At 63.7% G+C, this 13,274-nt stretch carries 19 protein-coding genes; 16 read left to right on the top strand and 3 right to left on the bottom strand.

Annotation, left to right across the window (positions count from 1 at the left end):
• The first annotated feature begins 2 nt into the window (after positions 1-2).
• The 11 genes from HUK68_RS06845 to HUK68_RS06795 all read left to right on the top strand — a co-directional run bounded on the left by HUK68_RS06845 (position 3) and on the right by HUK68_RS06795 (position 8,514).
• On the top strand, positions 3-821 hold the full coding sequence (locus HUK68_RS06845; protein ID WP_175503522.1) for a DUF4376 domain-containing protein: 819 nt from the start codon (positions 3-5) through the stop codon (positions 819-821).
• Positions 818-2,008, top strand: coding sequence for a phage tail sheath protein (locus tag HUK68_RS06840; protein ID WP_175503521.1), 1,191 nt, complete (start codon positions 818-820; stop codon positions 2,006-2,008). Before HUK68_RS06845 ends, HUK68_RS06840 begins: the two co-directional genes overlap by 4 nt.
• Positions 2,009-2,040: 32 nt before the next feature.
• Positions 2,041-2,550, top strand: a complete 510-nt coding sequence (locus tag HUK68_RS06835) for a phage major tail tube protein (RefSeq protein ID WP_175503520.1) — start codon at positions 2,041-2,043, stop codon at positions 2,548-2,550.
• A gap of 77 nt (positions 2,551-2,627) precedes the next feature.
• Positions 2,628-2,942, top strand: coding sequence for a phage tail assembly protein (locus tag HUK68_RS06830; RefSeq protein WP_175503519.1), 315 nt, complete (start codon positions 2,628-2,630; stop codon positions 2,940-2,942).
• Positions 2,943-2,950: 8 nt separating this feature from the next.
• Positions 2,951-3,070, top strand: a complete 120-nt coding sequence (locus HUK68_RS06825) for a GpE family phage tail protein (protein ID WP_175503518.1) — start codon at positions 2,951-2,953, stop codon at positions 3,068-3,070.
• 11 nt (positions 3,071-3,081) lie between these two features.
• Positions 3,082-3,249, top strand: coding sequence for a hypothetical protein (locus HUK68_RS06820; protein WP_175503517.1), 168 nt, complete (start codon positions 3,082-3,084; stop codon positions 3,247-3,249).
• 42 nt (positions 3,250-3,291) lie between these two features.
• Positions 3,292-6,225, top strand: a complete 2,934-nt coding sequence (locus HUK68_RS06815) for a phage tail tape measure protein (protein ID WP_175503516.1) — start codon at positions 3,292-3,294, stop codon at positions 6,223-6,225.
• A gap of 2 nt (positions 6,226-6,227) precedes the next feature.
• Positions 6,228-6,698: a phage tail protein gene (locus HUK68_RS06810; protein WP_175503258.1), complete on the top strand. Its 471-nt coding sequence runs from the start codon at positions 6,228-6,230 to the stop codon at positions 6,696-6,698.
• A gap of 10 nt (positions 6,699-6,708) precedes the next feature.
• Positions 6,709-7,860 (top strand): contractile injection system protein, VgrG/Pvc8 family, encoded by a 1,152-nt coding sequence (locus HUK68_RS06805; RefSeq protein WP_175503515.1) that lies wholly within the window; start codon positions 6,709-6,711, stop codon positions 7,858-7,860.
• A 98-nt stretch (positions 7,861-7,958) separates the two neighbouring features.
• Complete coding sequence (locus tag HUK68_RS06800) at positions 7,959-8,231, top strand: BrnT family toxin (RefSeq protein ID WP_175503514.1); 273 nt, start codon at positions 7,959-7,961, stop codon at positions 8,229-8,231.
• Positions 8,212-8,514, top strand: coding sequence for a BrnA antitoxin family protein (locus HUK68_RS06795; RefSeq protein ID WP_175503513.1), 303 nt, complete (start codon positions 8,212-8,214; stop codon positions 8,512-8,514). Before HUK68_RS06800 ends, HUK68_RS06795 begins: the two co-directional genes overlap by 20 nt.
• Positions 8,515-8,596: 82 nt before the next feature.
• Here the strand turns inward: HUK68_RS06795 and HUK68_RS06790 are convergent, their stop codons facing one another.
• The 3 genes from HUK68_RS06790 to HUK68_RS06780 form a co-directional block, all read right to left on the bottom strand.
• Positions 8,597-8,776 carry a YdcA family protein gene (locus HUK68_RS06790; RefSeq protein WP_175502327.1) on the bottom strand — a complete coding sequence of 60 codons (180 nt, stop codon included), beginning with the start codon at positions 8,774-8,776 and terminating at the stop codon, positions 8,597-8,599.
• 65 nt (positions 8,777-8,841) lie between these two features.
• Positions 8,842-9,177, bottom strand: a complete 336-nt coding sequence (locus HUK68_RS06785) for a helix-turn-helix domain-containing protein (RefSeq protein WP_175503512.1) — start codon at positions 9,175-9,177, stop codon at positions 8,842-8,844.
• Positions 9,178-9,384: 207 nt separating this feature from the next.
• Positions 9,385-9,642 (bottom strand): hypothetical protein, encoded by a 258-nt coding sequence (locus tag HUK68_RS06780; RefSeq protein WP_175503511.1) that lies wholly within the window; start codon positions 9,640-9,642, stop codon positions 9,385-9,387.
• Positions 9,643-9,687: 45 nt separating this feature from the next.
• On the opposite strand from HUK68_RS06780, the gene HUK68_RS06775 reads away from it, so the two are divergent.
• The 5 genes from HUK68_RS06775 (at position 9,688) to HUK68_RS06755 (ending at position 13,272) form a co-directional block, all read left to right on the top strand.
• Positions 9,688-10,146: a hypothetical protein gene (locus HUK68_RS06775; RefSeq protein ID WP_175503510.1), complete on the top strand. Its 459-nt coding sequence runs from the start codon at positions 9,688-9,690 to the stop codon at positions 10,144-10,146.
• A gap of 10 nt (positions 10,147-10,156) precedes the next feature.
• On the top strand, positions 10,157-10,702 hold the full coding sequence (locus HUK68_RS06770; protein ID WP_175503509.1) for an Ogr/Delta-like zinc finger protein: 546 nt from the start codon (positions 10,157-10,159) through the stop codon (positions 10,700-10,702).
• 91 nt (positions 10,703-10,793) lie between these two features.
• On the top strand, positions 10,794-10,952 hold the full coding sequence (locus tag HUK68_RS06765) for a hypothetical protein (RefSeq protein ID WP_175503508.1): 159 nt from the start codon (positions 10,794-10,796) through the stop codon (positions 10,950-10,952).
• Positions 10,949-11,371, top strand: a complete 423-nt coding sequence (locus HUK68_RS06760) for a hypothetical protein (protein WP_175503507.1) — start codon at positions 10,949-10,951, stop codon at positions 11,369-11,371. The genes HUK68_RS06765 and HUK68_RS06760 overlap by 4 nt, the downstream gene beginning before the upstream one ends.
• Before the next feature lie 2 nt (positions 11,372-11,373).
• Positions 11,374-13,272 (top strand): replication endonuclease, encoded by a 1,899-nt coding sequence (locus HUK68_RS06755; RefSeq protein WP_175503506.1) that lies wholly within the window; start codon positions 11,374-11,376, stop codon positions 13,270-13,272.
• Positions 13,273-13,274: the final 2 nt, after the last annotated feature.

The raw sequence follows: 13,274 nt of genomic DNA, 5'->3' as shown, positions 1-13,274 counted from the left end.
CCATGACCAAAAGCACTACCGAAACACCCGCGGCAGAAGCCACCGACATCGAGCAGGCGCCGCAGCAGCCCGCGCCGGAGTTCAAAGTCGTTCCGCAGCTCAACATGGCCGGCTTTTTCTTGGGCGCCACCCACGCCTATGCCAGCCCGCTGGAGCCCGGCTTCTATCCCCTGCCCACCCTGGCAGTGGATGCGCCCCTGCCCCGCGCGCTGGGACCGCTGGAATGCGCCCGCTACAACCCCGCCGGCGACCAGGCCGACCCCTGGGACTACCTGCCCGACTACAGCGCCGCGACCGTCTACGACGCAACCACGGGCAAGCGCATCGGCGTGCCGCCAGGCTCGACCCTCGCGGAAGTGGGCGGCACGCTGCAGGCGCCCGAGGAAGTCACCAGCACACCGCAGGCCGCCACGCTGGCCGACCTGCAGGGCGAACTGCTGCGCGCTGCAGCTGCGCACCGCTGGGACGTGGAGACCGGCGGCATCGTCGTGGCTGGCGTGCGCCTGGCCACCGCCATCGAGGACCAGAACCGCATCACCAGCGTGGTGGCCAACGCCACGTTGGCCGGCGTCGAATCGGTCGACTTCAAGGCCGCGTCCGGCTGGGTGTCGCTGACCATCGCGCAGCTCACCGAGATTGCCGGCGCCATCGCCCGCCATGTGCAGCGCTGCTACACCGCCGAGCGTGCCCACGCCGACGCCATCGACGCGCTGGAGTCGCTGGAAGAAGCCCGCGCCTACGACATCACCAGCGGCTGGCCTTCTGCCCAAGCCGCGGCCACCACGCAAACCACCACCACGCAACAGGAGTCCCAGCCATGAGCACCGAATACCACCACGGCGTACGCGTCATCGAAACCACGGGCGCCGGCGCGGCCATCCGCGTGGTGTCCACCGCCGTCATCGGCCTGGTGGGCACCGCGCCCGATGCCGATGCCGACGCGTTCCCCCTGAACGTGCCTGTCCTCCTGACCAACCCGGCCGGCTCGGTCGGCAAGGTGGGTGCGGTGGGAACGCTGGCCGACGCGCTCGCATCAATCGGCAAGCAAAGCCGCGCGCTCACCGTCGTGGTGCGCGTGGAGCAAGGCGTGGACGCGGCGGCAACCACGACCAACGTGATCGGCACGACCACCGCCGCCGGCCAGCGCACCGGCCTGCAGGCCCTGCTGGCGGCCGAAGGCGCGCTCGGCGTCAAGCCGCGCATCATCGGCGTGCCCGGCCTGGACACCAAGGCCGTGGCCACCGAGATAGCCAGCATCTGCCAGCAGCTGCGCGCGTTCGGCTACATCGCCGCGCGCGGCGCAAATGACCAGTACGCAGCGACCAAGGAAGAAGCCGCCGCATACCGCCAGGAATTCGGCCAGCGCGAGCTGATGGTGATGTGGCCCAACTTCCTGGCGTGGAATGGCGAGGCCGGCGAAGCGGCCGAAATGCCGGCCGGCGGCTATGCCCTGGGCCTGCGCGCCAAGCTCGACCAGCAGATCGGCTGGCACAAGTCGATTTCCAATGCCGTCGTGAACGGTCCCGAGGGCATGACGAAGGATGTGTTTTTCGACCTGCAGAACCCCGCGAGCGATGCCGGCTACCTGAACAGCAAGGAAGTCACCACAATCATCCGCCGTAGCGGCTATCGCTTCTGGGGCTCGCGCACCTGTGAGGAACAGGGCGGCAAATTCGCCTTCGAGAACTACACCCGCACCGCCCAGGTGCTGGCCGACACCATCGCCGAAGCGCATTTCACCTTCATCGACAAGCCGATGCACCCCAGCCTGGTGCGCGACATGCTGGGCTACATCAACAGCCGCTTTCGCGACCTTGTGTCCGGCGGCTACCTGATCGGCGCCGAAGCGTACTTCGACCCCGACCGCAACAGCAAGGAAGACCTGGCGGCCGGCCGCCTGCTCATCGGCTACCGCTACACGCCCGTGCCTCCGCTGGAAAACCTGATCTTCGAGCAGACCATCACGGACGAATACCTCGCCGAATTCGCCCTGTCCATCCAGGCATAAGCCACCAACCACCCACATAGGAGCACCACCCCATGGCAATGCCATCCAAGCTCAAGAACTTCAACCTGTTCGGCGACGGCAACAGCTGGCGCGGACAGATCGATTCCGTCACGCTGCCCAAGCTCACGCGCAAAGTCGAGGAATGGCGCGGCGGCGGCATGCACGGTCCCATCGAAGTGGATCTCGGCCTGGAAAAGCTCGAGATCTCCTTCAAGGCTGGCGGCCTGTTGCTGGACGGCTACCTCGCCTTCGGTGGCACGACGCACAACGCCAACCAATGGCGCTTTGCGGGAGCCTATCAAGACGACAGCACAAACGAGGTGATGTCTGTTGAGGTGTTGGTCAGCGGCCGAGTGCGCGAACTCGACCCCGGCGATGCCAAGGCCGGCGATGACACAGAGCACACCCATACGGCCAGCGTCAGCTACTACAAGCTGGTGGTCAACGGCGCCGACATCATCGAAATCGATATGCCGGGCATGGTGTTCCGCGTCAACGGCGTGGACCAGCTGGGCGCCATCCGCCGCGCCATCGGCTTGTAAGGCCGGACGTTTCGCCACCAACCCACCACGGCGGGCCGCACGGCCCGACCTTCAAACCACAGCCACCGAGAACCGACATGACCGAAAACCAGACCACCGCCAACGACGAAAACACCGTGAAGCTCGACCAGCCCCTCAAGCGTGGCGAGCAAAACATTGAATCCGTGACCCTGCGCAAACCACGCTCGGGCGAACTGCGCGGTATCAAGCTGACCGAATTGCTCAACCTCGATGTGGTTGCGCTGCAGCTGCTGATGCCGCGCATCACCACGCCAACGCTGACAGCCCAGGACGTCGCCGCGCTCGACCCTGCCGACCTCACCGAACTGGGCGTGCGGGTGGCCAGTTTTTTCGTGCGCAAGAGCATCCGCGAGGAATACCAGACTGCATAGAGGACGCCATGGCCGACCTGGCCATGGTCTTCCACTGGCGCCCGGTGGACATGCACGACATGGCCATCGAGGAGCTTATGGAATGGAGAGAACGCGCCCGGGTGCGCGCCCAGACGCGAAGCGTGTAGCATCATGACCCATGACATTGTTGATCGTCGTCCTCGCAATCCTGGCCGCCCTGGTCCTGCTGGGCTTTGCCCTGGCGCCGCTGATGGCAGCGTCGGGCTTGTGGGCTGCGGCCACCGCCAAGGGCAATGCGGCCAAAGCCGCCGAGATTCAGCGGCTGCTGGACGTGCCCGACCGCTGACGCGCGCCGCCCTGCGCGCTCACCGTATGAACGGGGGCGCTCATGGCTGATATGCGCATGCAGCTGGTTCTCGATCTGCGCGAGAAAGTCCTAGAACCACTCAAACGAATCCGCGGCGGCAGCCAAGAAGCTGCACAAGCGCTCAAGTCCACGCGCGACCAGTTGCGCGACTTGGACAAGGTGCAGCAGGACGTCAACGGCCTGCGCACCACGCGCATCCAACTGCGCGGCCAGCAGCGCGACCTGCAGGAACTGCAGAGCAAGTTGAGCGGCCACAATGCCGGGCTGCAGGATCAGCAAGCACGCCACCGCCAGATCGTGGCCAGCCTCAAGACATCGCGGGAATCCCACGCGCGCCTGACCAAAGCCATGCAGGAGGGCGCCGCGGTCACGCCCGAATTCTCCCGCCAGCTGGAAATTGCCCGTGTCGCTCTACTCAGCAGCCAGGGCGCCTATGAACGCTCCAAAGCATCCATTGGCAAGTACGGCACGCAGATCAAGAACACCCAGCGAGACATTGGCCAGCTGACGGGAAAGATTGCCAGCGGGCAGGAGCGCCTGCAGGGCTACGAGCGGCGGTTGCAGGACGCGGGCATGGGCACCGACCGCCTGGGTGCCAAGTCTCGCAGCCTGAAGTCCCAGATGGACACCGCGACCGCGGCGATGGAAAAGCAAAAGCAGGCCCTGGCCTCGCTCAAGGCGCAGCAGGATCGCGTTGCCGCGCTGAAGGAACAGCACGGCAAGGCAATGAAGCACACCGGGATGATGGTCGCAACGGGCGTGGGCATGGTTGCTGCCGGTCGCACCATGGCGCGGCCCGTGAAGGCGACATTGGGCACCTATGCTGAACAAGAGAACGCATCCACCCAGCTGCGCGCCAGCATGATGCAGGCCGACGGCGGCGTGTCCGCGGAATTCACGCAGATCGATGCGTTGGCCAAGCGCCTCGGCGACCGCCTCCCCGGCACCACGGCCGACTTCGTGAACATGATGACGGTGCTGCGCAAGGAAGGCATTTCCGCGCAGGCCATTCTGGGCGGCACCGGCGAGGCGGCGGCGCTGCTGGGCGTGCAGCTGGAGATGCCGGTGGTAGAGGCTGCTGCCTTTGCCGCCAAGATCCAGGATGCCACGCAGGCCACCGAGGGCGAGATGCTGGGCCTGATGGACATGCTGCAAAAGAACGCCTACCTCGGCGCCGATCAGAACTATCAGCTGTCCGGCATCACCAAGATGGCCGGCGCCATGAGCCTGCTGCGCAAAAAGGGTGTGGACGCATACAAGGATCTGTCGCCGCTGCTGGTGATGATGAACCAAGCTGGCATGACCGATGGTGCCAGCGCAGGTAACGCCATCGACAAGATTTTCGCTGCGGGATTGAACGGCAAGAAACTGCAAAAGACCAATGCGATGTTGAGCGGCAAAGGCATCAAGCTGAACTTCGCCGACAAGCAGGGGAAGTTTGCCGGCATCGAGAACTTGTTCAAGCAGCTGGACAAGCTCAAGGCGCTGGGCGACAACGACATCCTGAAGACCGCGGTGCTATCCGAGCTGTTCGGCACGGATGCGCAGAACATGCAGGTGCTGCGCAATTTCATGGCGAAGGGATTCGACGGCTACAAGGAAACCACGGCCAAGATGGACGCCCAGGCCAGCCTGCAGCAACGCGTCGAATCGCAGCTCGGCACGCTGTCCAACGTGATGGAAGCGGCGCAAGGCGGCTTCACCAACGTGATGGCCAGCATTGGTGAAACGGTCCAGGGCGACGCCAAGGGCATCATCAACTGGATCGGCGAAATCACCAGCAGCATAGGTGCCTGGGTCAAGGAACATCCAGGTATCACCGCCGCCATTGTTCGCACCGTGGCTGCCTTGGCGACATTGACGGCAGGACTCGGCCTGTTGCTTGTTCCTTTGGCCCTTTTTGTGGGCAAGGTGATGCTGGTCCGTTTTGCTTTTGGGATGCTGGGCGTCAAGCTGCCAGGCATTATTGCGGCCCTGCGAGGGCTGACCATTGTGTTCATGCGCCTGGGGCTGGCCATGCTGACCACGCCGCTTGGCTGGTTCATCATTGCGGCGGCCGCAATGGGTACCGCTGCCTACTTCATCTACAAGAACTGGGAGCCGATAACACAGTTTTTCAGCAGCATGTGGCAGACGATCGCATCGACCATCGGCAGCGCCTGGCAGTCCATCACCGCCACGCTCGCCAACGCCTGGGCGCAACTGCTGGCCGGTGCCACCGGCATCTGGCAACGGCTGCGCGGGATGATTTCCGGGGCGCTTCTTTCCATCGGTGCGGCTATCGTCAACTGGTCCCCCGCTGCCCTGCTACACCAAGCATTTGCGGCGGCGATGGCCTATCTGGGGTTCGAGCTGCCCGCGCGCTTCACCGAGTTCGGCTCCAACATCCTGCAAGGGCTGGCCAACGGCATCACCAGCCGACTCGGCGCGGTACGCGAAGCCATTGGCGGCGCTGCCGACTCCGCAATCGGATGGTTCAAGGAAAAGCTGGGGATCCACTCGCCAAGCCGCGTATTTATGGCGGCGGGCGCCAATGTAGGCGAAGGCGCAGCCCTTGGCATTGGCAGCACTTCCGATATGGTGCGCAAGTCAGCTGCGGCAATGGCAGCCGCGGCGGCGGTTTCGCTGCCAGCTGCAGCGCTCGCCATCCCGGCGGTGCCTGGAATGCCCTATTTCCCGGCCCTGCCCGCCGTGTCGACCATAGCGCCCCAGGCGGAAGGAATGCAGCCTGCCCCACCGGAGGCCATCCGCATCGACAGGCGCCCCCCACTGGCCGCAAACTGGTCGCCCCGCCCGGCTCCCATCATTCAGGGCGACACCATCACGCTGCAGATCCACGCCGCACCCGGCATGGATGAGCATGCCATTGCCCGCATGGTGACCGCCGAACTCGAACGCCGCGAACGCACCAAAGCGGCACGCGCGCAATCTGCCTTCTACGACTGGAACAACTGACCATGCAGCTTTGCCTCGGCCTTTTTGTCTTCGGCCTCGACACCGCGTCCTATCAGGACCTGCAACGGCGCACTTCCTGGAAGCACCCAACCCAGGCCCGAGCCGGCGCGCGCGATGCTTCGCAGTTCATGGGCGCGGGCGAGGACACCATCAGCCTGCGCGGCAGCATCGTCCCGGAATTCGCCGGCGATGTTGCCAGCCTGGACGAACTGCGCCGCATGGCCAACACCGGCCATGCCTGGGCGCTGGTCGAGGGAAGCGGCACCGTCTACGGCGCTTTCGTCATCACCGAGCTGGAGGAAACGAAAACCCTGTTTTTCGTTGACGGCACGCCGCGCAAAGTGGAATTCAGCCTGAACCTGCGCCGCGTGGACGAAGACGACAGCGAAGCCGATTCCGACGATTCCGATGAATCCAGCGAATACAACTCCATGGGGGAGTTGGCGGGCTACGAGGGAATCAGCATCACCTGATGGAGCCACCATGAGCGACGTTTCCGACATCGACGCGACCCTGCCCAAGGCCAGCACCACCGGCCGCCGGCGCGGGCGCACATTGAGCCACCTGCGACCCATTTGGCAGATCACCGTCAAAGGCCAGGACATATCCGCGCGGCTCAACCCGCGCCTGGTCAGCCTGACCATCACGGACAACCGCGACGGCGAGGCCGACGAAGTGGAAATCGTCATCAGCGATCACGACTGCGCTGTCGAACTGCCAGAAACCGGCGCCCCTCTCACGGTGGCTATCGGCTGGACGGTCAGCCCTTCGACCGGGCCATTTCAAGCTGCTACCCAGGCCGAGATGGGAGACTTTCCCCTCGGCCTGGTCGACAAGGGCAGCTACAGCATCCAGGCCGTCGAATACAGCGGCAGCCCGGACACCATCACCCTGCGCGCACGCGCGGCCAACCTGCTCGATGAACTGCGCACGATCAAGGATCGCAGCTGGCACAAGACGACTCTGGGGACCATCGTCCGCAGCATTGCCGCGCAGAACAAGCTCAAGGTCAGCATCGACAAGGAAATCGCCGGGCGCAAGGTCCCGCACGCTGACCAGGCGCACGAATCCGATGCGTCGTTCCTGCGCCGCCTAGGCCGGCAGTTCGACTGTATGTGCAATATCAAGGGCGGTACGCTGCTTTTCAGCCAGGCGCGCAAGACGCGCACGCCCAGCGGCAAGGATTTGCCCACGGCAAGCATCGTGCGCAGCGATGGCGACCAGCACCGCTGGGCCAGGTCCGATCGGGATGCCTACAGCGGCGTCAAGGCGTACTACAACAACGTCAAGCGCGGCACGCGGTCCAGCGTGGTGGCCGGCATCAGCGGCCGCGCCAAGACCCTGCGACAGACGTTTGCAAGCCAGGCCGATGCCCTGGCCGCGGCACGCGCCGAATGGCTGCGCATCCAGCGCGGAATCTACTCTTTCGACATCGCCCTCGCCTACGGCCGCGCCGACCTGATGCCACAGCGGCCGGTGGTGGTCAGCGGCTACAAACCCCAGATCGACAAGACGGCTTGGATCATCACGGCCGTGCGGCATTCGCTGAGCAGCAGCGGCTATACCAGCCAGATCACGCTGGAAACGCTGCAGGCCGAGGGGGTGGATGGTGGAGACGAAGCGGGCGAGGATTGACAGGCTGACCTGATTGTTGCCGTGCCCAACTGGCAGCCTGTTTATGTACGTACAAAAATAGATTGCACGATGCTGTATGTGTACGTACAATAAATAGTATGAAGACAGAATTCGATGCCATCAAGGACGCCGCGAACCAGCAAAAGCATGGCGTGTCGCTTTCGCTGGCAAGCATGATCGAATGGCAGGACGTGCTCTGTTTCGTGGACGATCGCGCCGATTACAAGGAAGTGCGCGAAGTCGGTTTCGCTGTGATCGATCAGCGCCTGTACGTGGTGGTGTTTGTGCAGCGCGGCGACACGATGCGAATCATCAGCCTGCGCAAGGCCAACAAGCGGGAGTTAAAGCACTATGAACAAGCGTCTGAATAAATCGGGGCTGATCGCCCCTACGGATGCCGAGGATGCAGCGATCAATCGCGGTATTGCGGCAGACCCCGACACAGTGGAAATCACGGCGGAACTGGCTGCCCGTATGCAGCCATTGCGCCGGCGTGGACGGCCGGCGGTCGAGCGCCCCAAAGCGCCTATGACGACGCGTGTCGATGCCGATGTCCTCGATGCCATCAAGCACAGCGGCAAGGGCTGGCAAACCCGCTTGAACGATGTGCTGCGGGAGGCAGTTCAAAAGGGAAAATTCAAGGCTGCGGCATAACGTCCTGCCGGCCAATCCACTTAGGCCCGCCACGCGCGGGCCTTGTCACATACAGCGGCCGCATACGGCCTCAGGCTTAGGCTTAGTTGCAAACCTTCTTGCTCGCGCTGGTGGTGCCATCCTTGCAGATGAACTTACCAGCCGAGCAGTGCGACACGCCGCCCTTTTTGCCCGAGCATGGCGTGTTGGCAGCGTGGCTCGCCATGGGCACGGCGCATGCCATGAACAGCGCCGCGAGCTTCTTCAGTGCGTTCGACTTCATCTTTCTTCCTCCCTCATTGCTGACTTCGGCCTCTGCGGGCCATCAATAGGTAAGTCAGATCGGACTTACTCGGGCATCAAAACATTTACCGCTGCAGTCAACAGAGCACGCCCCTTGTCGGACCCATGGCGCCAGGCCTGTAGCAGTTCACGTTCGGCTGGTGCGAGTGTGCTGGCGGACTCACCAGTCCGGGCACCCGTAGCAATGTAGAGGACATCTACCCCCATGCTGGCCATAACGCCAAGCATGGCTGCGTTGGGCGTTGTTTCTCCCCTCTCCCACTGAACCAAGCCGTTGCGGGAAGCGGCAATGGACTCTGCGAAATCGACCTGCGACATCCCCACTCGCTGTCGTTCCTCGCGCAGCCTTTCCCCTATCTGCACGTATTTAAGTTCTCTCATTTGTTGACATGCACGTGTTTACGTGCAATGATTTGCCTACGTTGTAAAAATTAGTCTCCATCGTACATGACCGCCAACACCGCCAATACAGGCTCTCCCCAGCCATGGGCCGAATTCGATGCCTGCGCCAAGCGCGTTGGCGATGAAACCAGCAGCACTGAAATTTCCCAGCGACGTCGGGAACGGCGCGAGCAAAGGCGCAAGTACTCAGAGCAGGTACTTGCCGAAGCGCGGCGTGCCCGTCTGATCAGCGACGACCATCCCAACGTAGCTGGTAAGCCCGGCGGTCACACCCTCCATCACGGCAGAGACATCAGGACTGAAACGTTCGTCGTCAATCCATGCGTCCAGCGTGCGCCGGGTCTCGACGATTCGATCCAACTGTGCCCCCGGTGTGGTCTGGTCGTAAACGGCAAGAGCAAACCCCAACGCTCTCCCCAGCGTATCGAGCGCATCGTCATCCATATCCGTTCCTTCTTTCGCAAACAGTAAATATCTGTTACATCGTACATGACCATCGCTATGCACATGACGCGCCATCGCTCGGGAACGCTGGACCGCCCTACCCGCATCTCGCACATCGCGTTAAGGCTGGCAGAAACCGAATTGGTAGAAGCCCTGACTTTCGCCCAAGCCGAAGGCCGCTCGGCTGGTAACTTCGCCCGCCTGGTCTACTTGATGGGCGTCAATGTTTACCGCGCCCAGGGCTACCTCGCGATGCCAGAAGGCGCTGCGCAACCGCAGCGCAGCCGCTGGCAGCAGCGCAGTGGACTCGTGAACGAGAAACCCATAGCTCTGCGGCTCACCGCCGAGGAATTGGCAGAGGCTCAAGTCCTTGCCGCCAGTGAGGAGCGCACGCCCGGGAATCTGGCGCGCGTGTTGTTCCATATGGGAATGCAGGTCTATCGCAAGACCAGCCGAATTGTGCTGCCCAAGGCCCCAGCTGTCGCCGGCCTCCGCCTGAACTGAGGTGTCCTTCATGTATAGCCCTTTTGATCTGGACACCACCCGCGCCCAACAGGCCCATAGTAGTTTTGTGCTCTCGGCAGTAGGCGTCGGCGTGCGCCGTGTGGTCATCGGAAAAAAGCCAGCGGGCAATGCCGGCGGAAGCTCACAAACGTGTAACAACGTAGAGACCGGAAGCCAAAGCACAGTTGAGGCCGAAACGCGTCATGGCGCAGAGCTGCCTAGCGAGCGCACTCGGCTTGAGTGCCCGCACTGTGAACTGCCCTGCATCATCCGCAGCAGCCGCCGTATGAGCAAGCTTACGCGAGAGACTGTCTATAGCTGCCTCAACCCCGAATGCGGTCATGCGTTCGTGGCGTTGACCGAGATCGTGCGCACGACATCGCTCAGCTCAGCGCCTGATCCAACCGTCCATCTCCCATTGTCTGATCGGTTGCGCCGTGACCTTCTGCGCGCGCTATTGGACTACGCGCCGCAGGCAAAGCATATCCCGATGTTCGCTAAGCCCAAGCCCGTGACCGGCGACCTGTTCTCCGGCAACGCGCCACCAGCCGACTAAGGCGCTCGCCACTCCCTTTTTCTTGACCTTGCGGGGCCTGTTTCAGGCCCTGCGGGATGCGCACATCCAAAAAACTTTGAAGGACAGCCCCATGAGCAGTTTTGCCGTGACCCACATCGACGCACAGCGCGTCCGCCGGCGCCTGGTGATTGGCGCCGCCACCCGCGACATGGCAATCGACTTCGCCGAAAGCCTGTATGGGCTGGCCTTGTACCTGTGCGCCGTGCGCGTGAAGGACAGCGCGCAATGAACCTGGCCGATATGCGTCTCGATGAATTCCTGCGCATGGTGAACACTGGCGCGCAAGCTGCTCATGCACCTGCCCTGGCGCCTGCGCGCATGCTGCCCACGGAACGCGCCTTGCCCGAGCCCTACCGCCGCATGTCGCCGCAAGAAGCACGGGCGCGACTGCGCAGCCTGAAAAGTGAAGCCGTACAGCGCGCCAGCAACCAACGCTGGAGCGACGCCGAAAGCAAGGAATGGGCAGCGCTGTCGCGCGAGCATCGCATGTGCCTGCATCTACTGGCTGGCATCGATGGCGACCTGCCAGAGCTTGCACTGCGCGAATGGCGCGAGCTGCCAGAACCCGAGCGCGTGCGGATCAAGGCCGAACTGCGTGCCATGCGTCAGGCTATGAAGGGCGTATTCAGTCTGTCGGGGAACTGGTAGCCATGTCCCGCCAATTGCCCACCCACAGCCTGCAGGCATGGGAGAAAAACAAGCCCCGTGCATGGCACGTTGCCACCGCGCTCGGAGCACTGCTCAAGGCCGTGCCGGCACAGTGGCGCGAGCCCATGCAGCGTATGGGCCTGGGTCAAATGGGCAAGGAAGGACCGGAATGGCTGACCGCGCATGATGCGCTGCTCGCCATTGAAGAATTCGACGAGAACTATGGCCAGGCCGCGCGCTGGAGCATGAGCGACGACGATATCCGCGCCATGGCCAAGCGTCTGGCCGCAGAGGCGGACGAACTCGATGACCAAGCCATCGGCCAAGGCCTGCCGCTGTCTGAGCGCGTGGACGCGATTCGCCTGCTTGTGCGCCTGGTGGGTGTGCACGAAGAAAAACCCATCATCGGCGAGCCCGCCATCAAACGCGCGCAGGACGCCGCCTGGTGGCGCCGCGTGCTGCGCACCCATGTGGCGCGCGTAGTCGAGGCCGGCGCGGTTCGGCTGGGCATTGTCAACCGCCGCGCCGGCGGCTATGTCAGCAATGCCGGGCTGGCAAGGCGAACCGCCCAGTTGCAGCGCAACGCTGAGGGTCTGAAGCGCACCCTCTACCGCAACGAAGCTGGTCAGGTGTTCAACCTCGCCGAGCTGGCGGCCCTATCGCCGTCCAACCCGGTAATCCGTGGCGGCGAGTTGATGACGCGCATCCGCGGCGCCGAGGAATACGCCGACCACCGCGCCCATGTGGGTCTATTCCTTACGCTGACCACCCCCAGCCGTTTTCATGCCGTCAGCGTAGGCAAGAACGGCCGCGGACGGCCGCGCCTCAATCCTCGCTATGACGGCCGTAGCACGCCGCGTGATGCACAGCTGTGGCTGCGCGCCATGTGGGTCAAGGTCCGCGCGAAACTCAAACGCCAGGGCGTGAACACCTACGGCATTCGTGTCGCAGAGCCTCACCACGACGCCACGCCCCACTGGCATGCGCTGCTCTGGGTTGAAACCGAGCAGCAGGCACAGCAGTTGGACGCCGCAGTGCGCGAATACTGGTTGAGCGATGACGGGGACGAACCAGGCGCGAAGGCCAACCGCGTGAACATCAAACGCATGGTTGCTGGCGGCGCCGCTGGCTACGTGGCCAAGTACATCGCCAAGAGCGTGGGCCATGCCGCACTGGCCGACCACCTGGATGTGGTGCAAGGCGATCTGTTCGATGTGTCCACTGGCGATGTGCCCGGCCATGTCCGTGTCGACGCATGGGCCAGCACCTGGGGCATTCGCCAATTCCAGGCTGTCGGCATGCCCAGCGTGACGGTATGGCGCGAACTGCGCCGCGTGGGTAAGGATCAGGTCGAGCGTCTGCACTTCGATGGCGACAAGATCACTTCCCAGGCTTGGCATGCATGCCACCGCACCGGCGATATCAAGGCGGACTGGTGCCGCTTCATGGGCGCCATGGGCGGCCATTGCGTGCCGCGCGGCCGCTGGCATTTGCGCATTGCGCGCCGCGATGTGCCGATGGGCGCGGTGAACGCCTACGGCGAAGAGATAACCGAAGGCCGCGTCGTCGGCCTGGAAGCGCGCACCGGCCGCTGGCTGGTCAGCCGCCGCATTGCCTGGAGCCCTGTTGCCCAGGAATCCCTTGCCGCCGATGTTGCCGCGCCGGCAGGCGCTGCTGCGCTGGATACCGCCGCGGTGCCAGTGCTGGGCGCTGAACGGGCGCCGCTGGCGCCCGCTTGGACTCGTTTCAATAACTGTACGGCCCGCCTCACCGGCGAGCTGCGCCGGGCCTTCATGGGCCGCGGCCGGCACGAAAAAGAAGACTGGTCCAGCCCCGACAGCCGTGATTCGGTGCTCTACCGGCCCGAATCGACCGCCACCACCCCCGTTTTTTCGCACTGATC

It is taken from the genome of Comamonas antarctica, assembly GCF_013363755.1.
Classification (GTDB): domain Bacteria; phylum Pseudomonadota; class Gammaproteobacteria; order Burkholderiales; family Burkholderiaceae_C; genus Comamonas; species Comamonas antarctica.
Note: the sequence above shows the minus strand (reverse complement) of the source record. Positions and strands in the feature narration are given on the sequence as shown.

Excerpts from the sequence above, each read along its gene's own strand:
- HUK68_RS06845 (WP_175503522.1), top strand. The coding sequence starts at position 3 with ATGACCAAAAGCACTACCGAAACACCCGCGGCAGAAGCCACCGACATC.
- HUK68_RS06840 (WP_175503521.1), top strand. The coding sequence starts at position 818 with ATGAGCACCGAATACCACCACGGCGTACGCGTCATCGAAACCACGGGC.
- HUK68_RS06835 (WP_175503520.1), top strand. The coding sequence starts at position 2,041 with ATGGCAATGCCATCCAAGCTCAAGAACTTCAACCTGTTCGGCGACGGC.
- HUK68_RS06830 (WP_175503519.1), top strand. The coding sequence starts at position 2,628 with ATGACCGAAAACCAGACCACCGCCAACGACGAAAACACCGTGAAGCTC.
- HUK68_RS06825 (WP_175503518.1), top strand. The coding sequence starts at position 2,951 with ATGGCCGACCTGGCCATGGTCTTCCACTGGCGCCCGGTGGACATGCAC.
- HUK68_RS06820 (WP_175503517.1), top strand. The coding sequence starts at position 3,082 with ATGACATTGTTGATCGTCGTCCTCGCAATCCTGGCCGCCCTGGTCCTG.
- HUK68_RS06815 (WP_175503516.1), top strand. The coding sequence starts at position 3,292 with ATGGCTGATATGCGCATGCAGCTGGTTCTCGATCTGCGCGAGAAAGTC.
- HUK68_RS06810 (WP_175503258.1), top strand. The coding sequence starts at position 6,228 with ATGCAGCTTTGCCTCGGCCTTTTTGTCTTCGGCCTCGACACCGCGTCC.
- HUK68_RS06805 (WP_175503515.1), top strand. The coding sequence starts at position 6,709 with ATGAGCGACGTTTCCGACATCGACGCGACCCTGCCCAAGGCCAGCACC.
- HUK68_RS06800 (WP_175503514.1), top strand. The coding sequence starts at position 7,959 with ATGAAGACAGAATTCGATGCCATCAAGGACGCCGCGAACCAGCAAAAG.
- HUK68_RS06795 (WP_175503513.1), top strand. The coding sequence starts at position 8,212 with ATGAACAAGCGTCTGAATAAATCGGGGCTGATCGCCCCTACGGATGCC.
- HUK68_RS06790 (WP_175502327.1), bottom strand. The coding sequence starts at position 8,776 with ATGAAGTCGAACGCACTGAAGAAGCTCGCGGCGCTGTTCATGGCATGC.
- HUK68_RS06785 (WP_175503512.1), bottom strand. The coding sequence starts at position 9,177 with ATGAGAGAACTTAAATACGTGCAGATAGGGGAAAGGCTGCGCGAGGAA.
- HUK68_RS06780 (WP_175503511.1), bottom strand. The coding sequence starts at position 9,642 with ATGGATGACGATGCGCTCGATACGCTGGGGAGAGCGTTGGGGTTTGCT.
- HUK68_RS06775 (WP_175503510.1), top strand. The coding sequence starts at position 9,688 with ATGACCATCGCTATGCACATGACGCGCCATCGCTCGGGAACGCTGGAC.
- HUK68_RS06770 (WP_175503509.1), top strand. The coding sequence starts at position 10,157 with ATGTATAGCCCTTTTGATCTGGACACCACCCGCGCCCAACAGGCCCAT.
- HUK68_RS06765 (WP_175503508.1), top strand. The coding sequence starts at position 10,794 with ATGAGCAGTTTTGCCGTGACCCACATCGACGCACAGCGCGTCCGCCGG.
- HUK68_RS06760 (WP_175503507.1), top strand. The coding sequence starts at position 10,949 with ATGAACCTGGCCGATATGCGTCTCGATGAATTCCTGCGCATGGTGAAC.
- HUK68_RS06755 (WP_175503506.1), top strand. The coding sequence starts at position 11,374 with ATGTCCCGCCAATTGCCCACCCACAGCCTGCAGGCATGGGAGAAAAAC.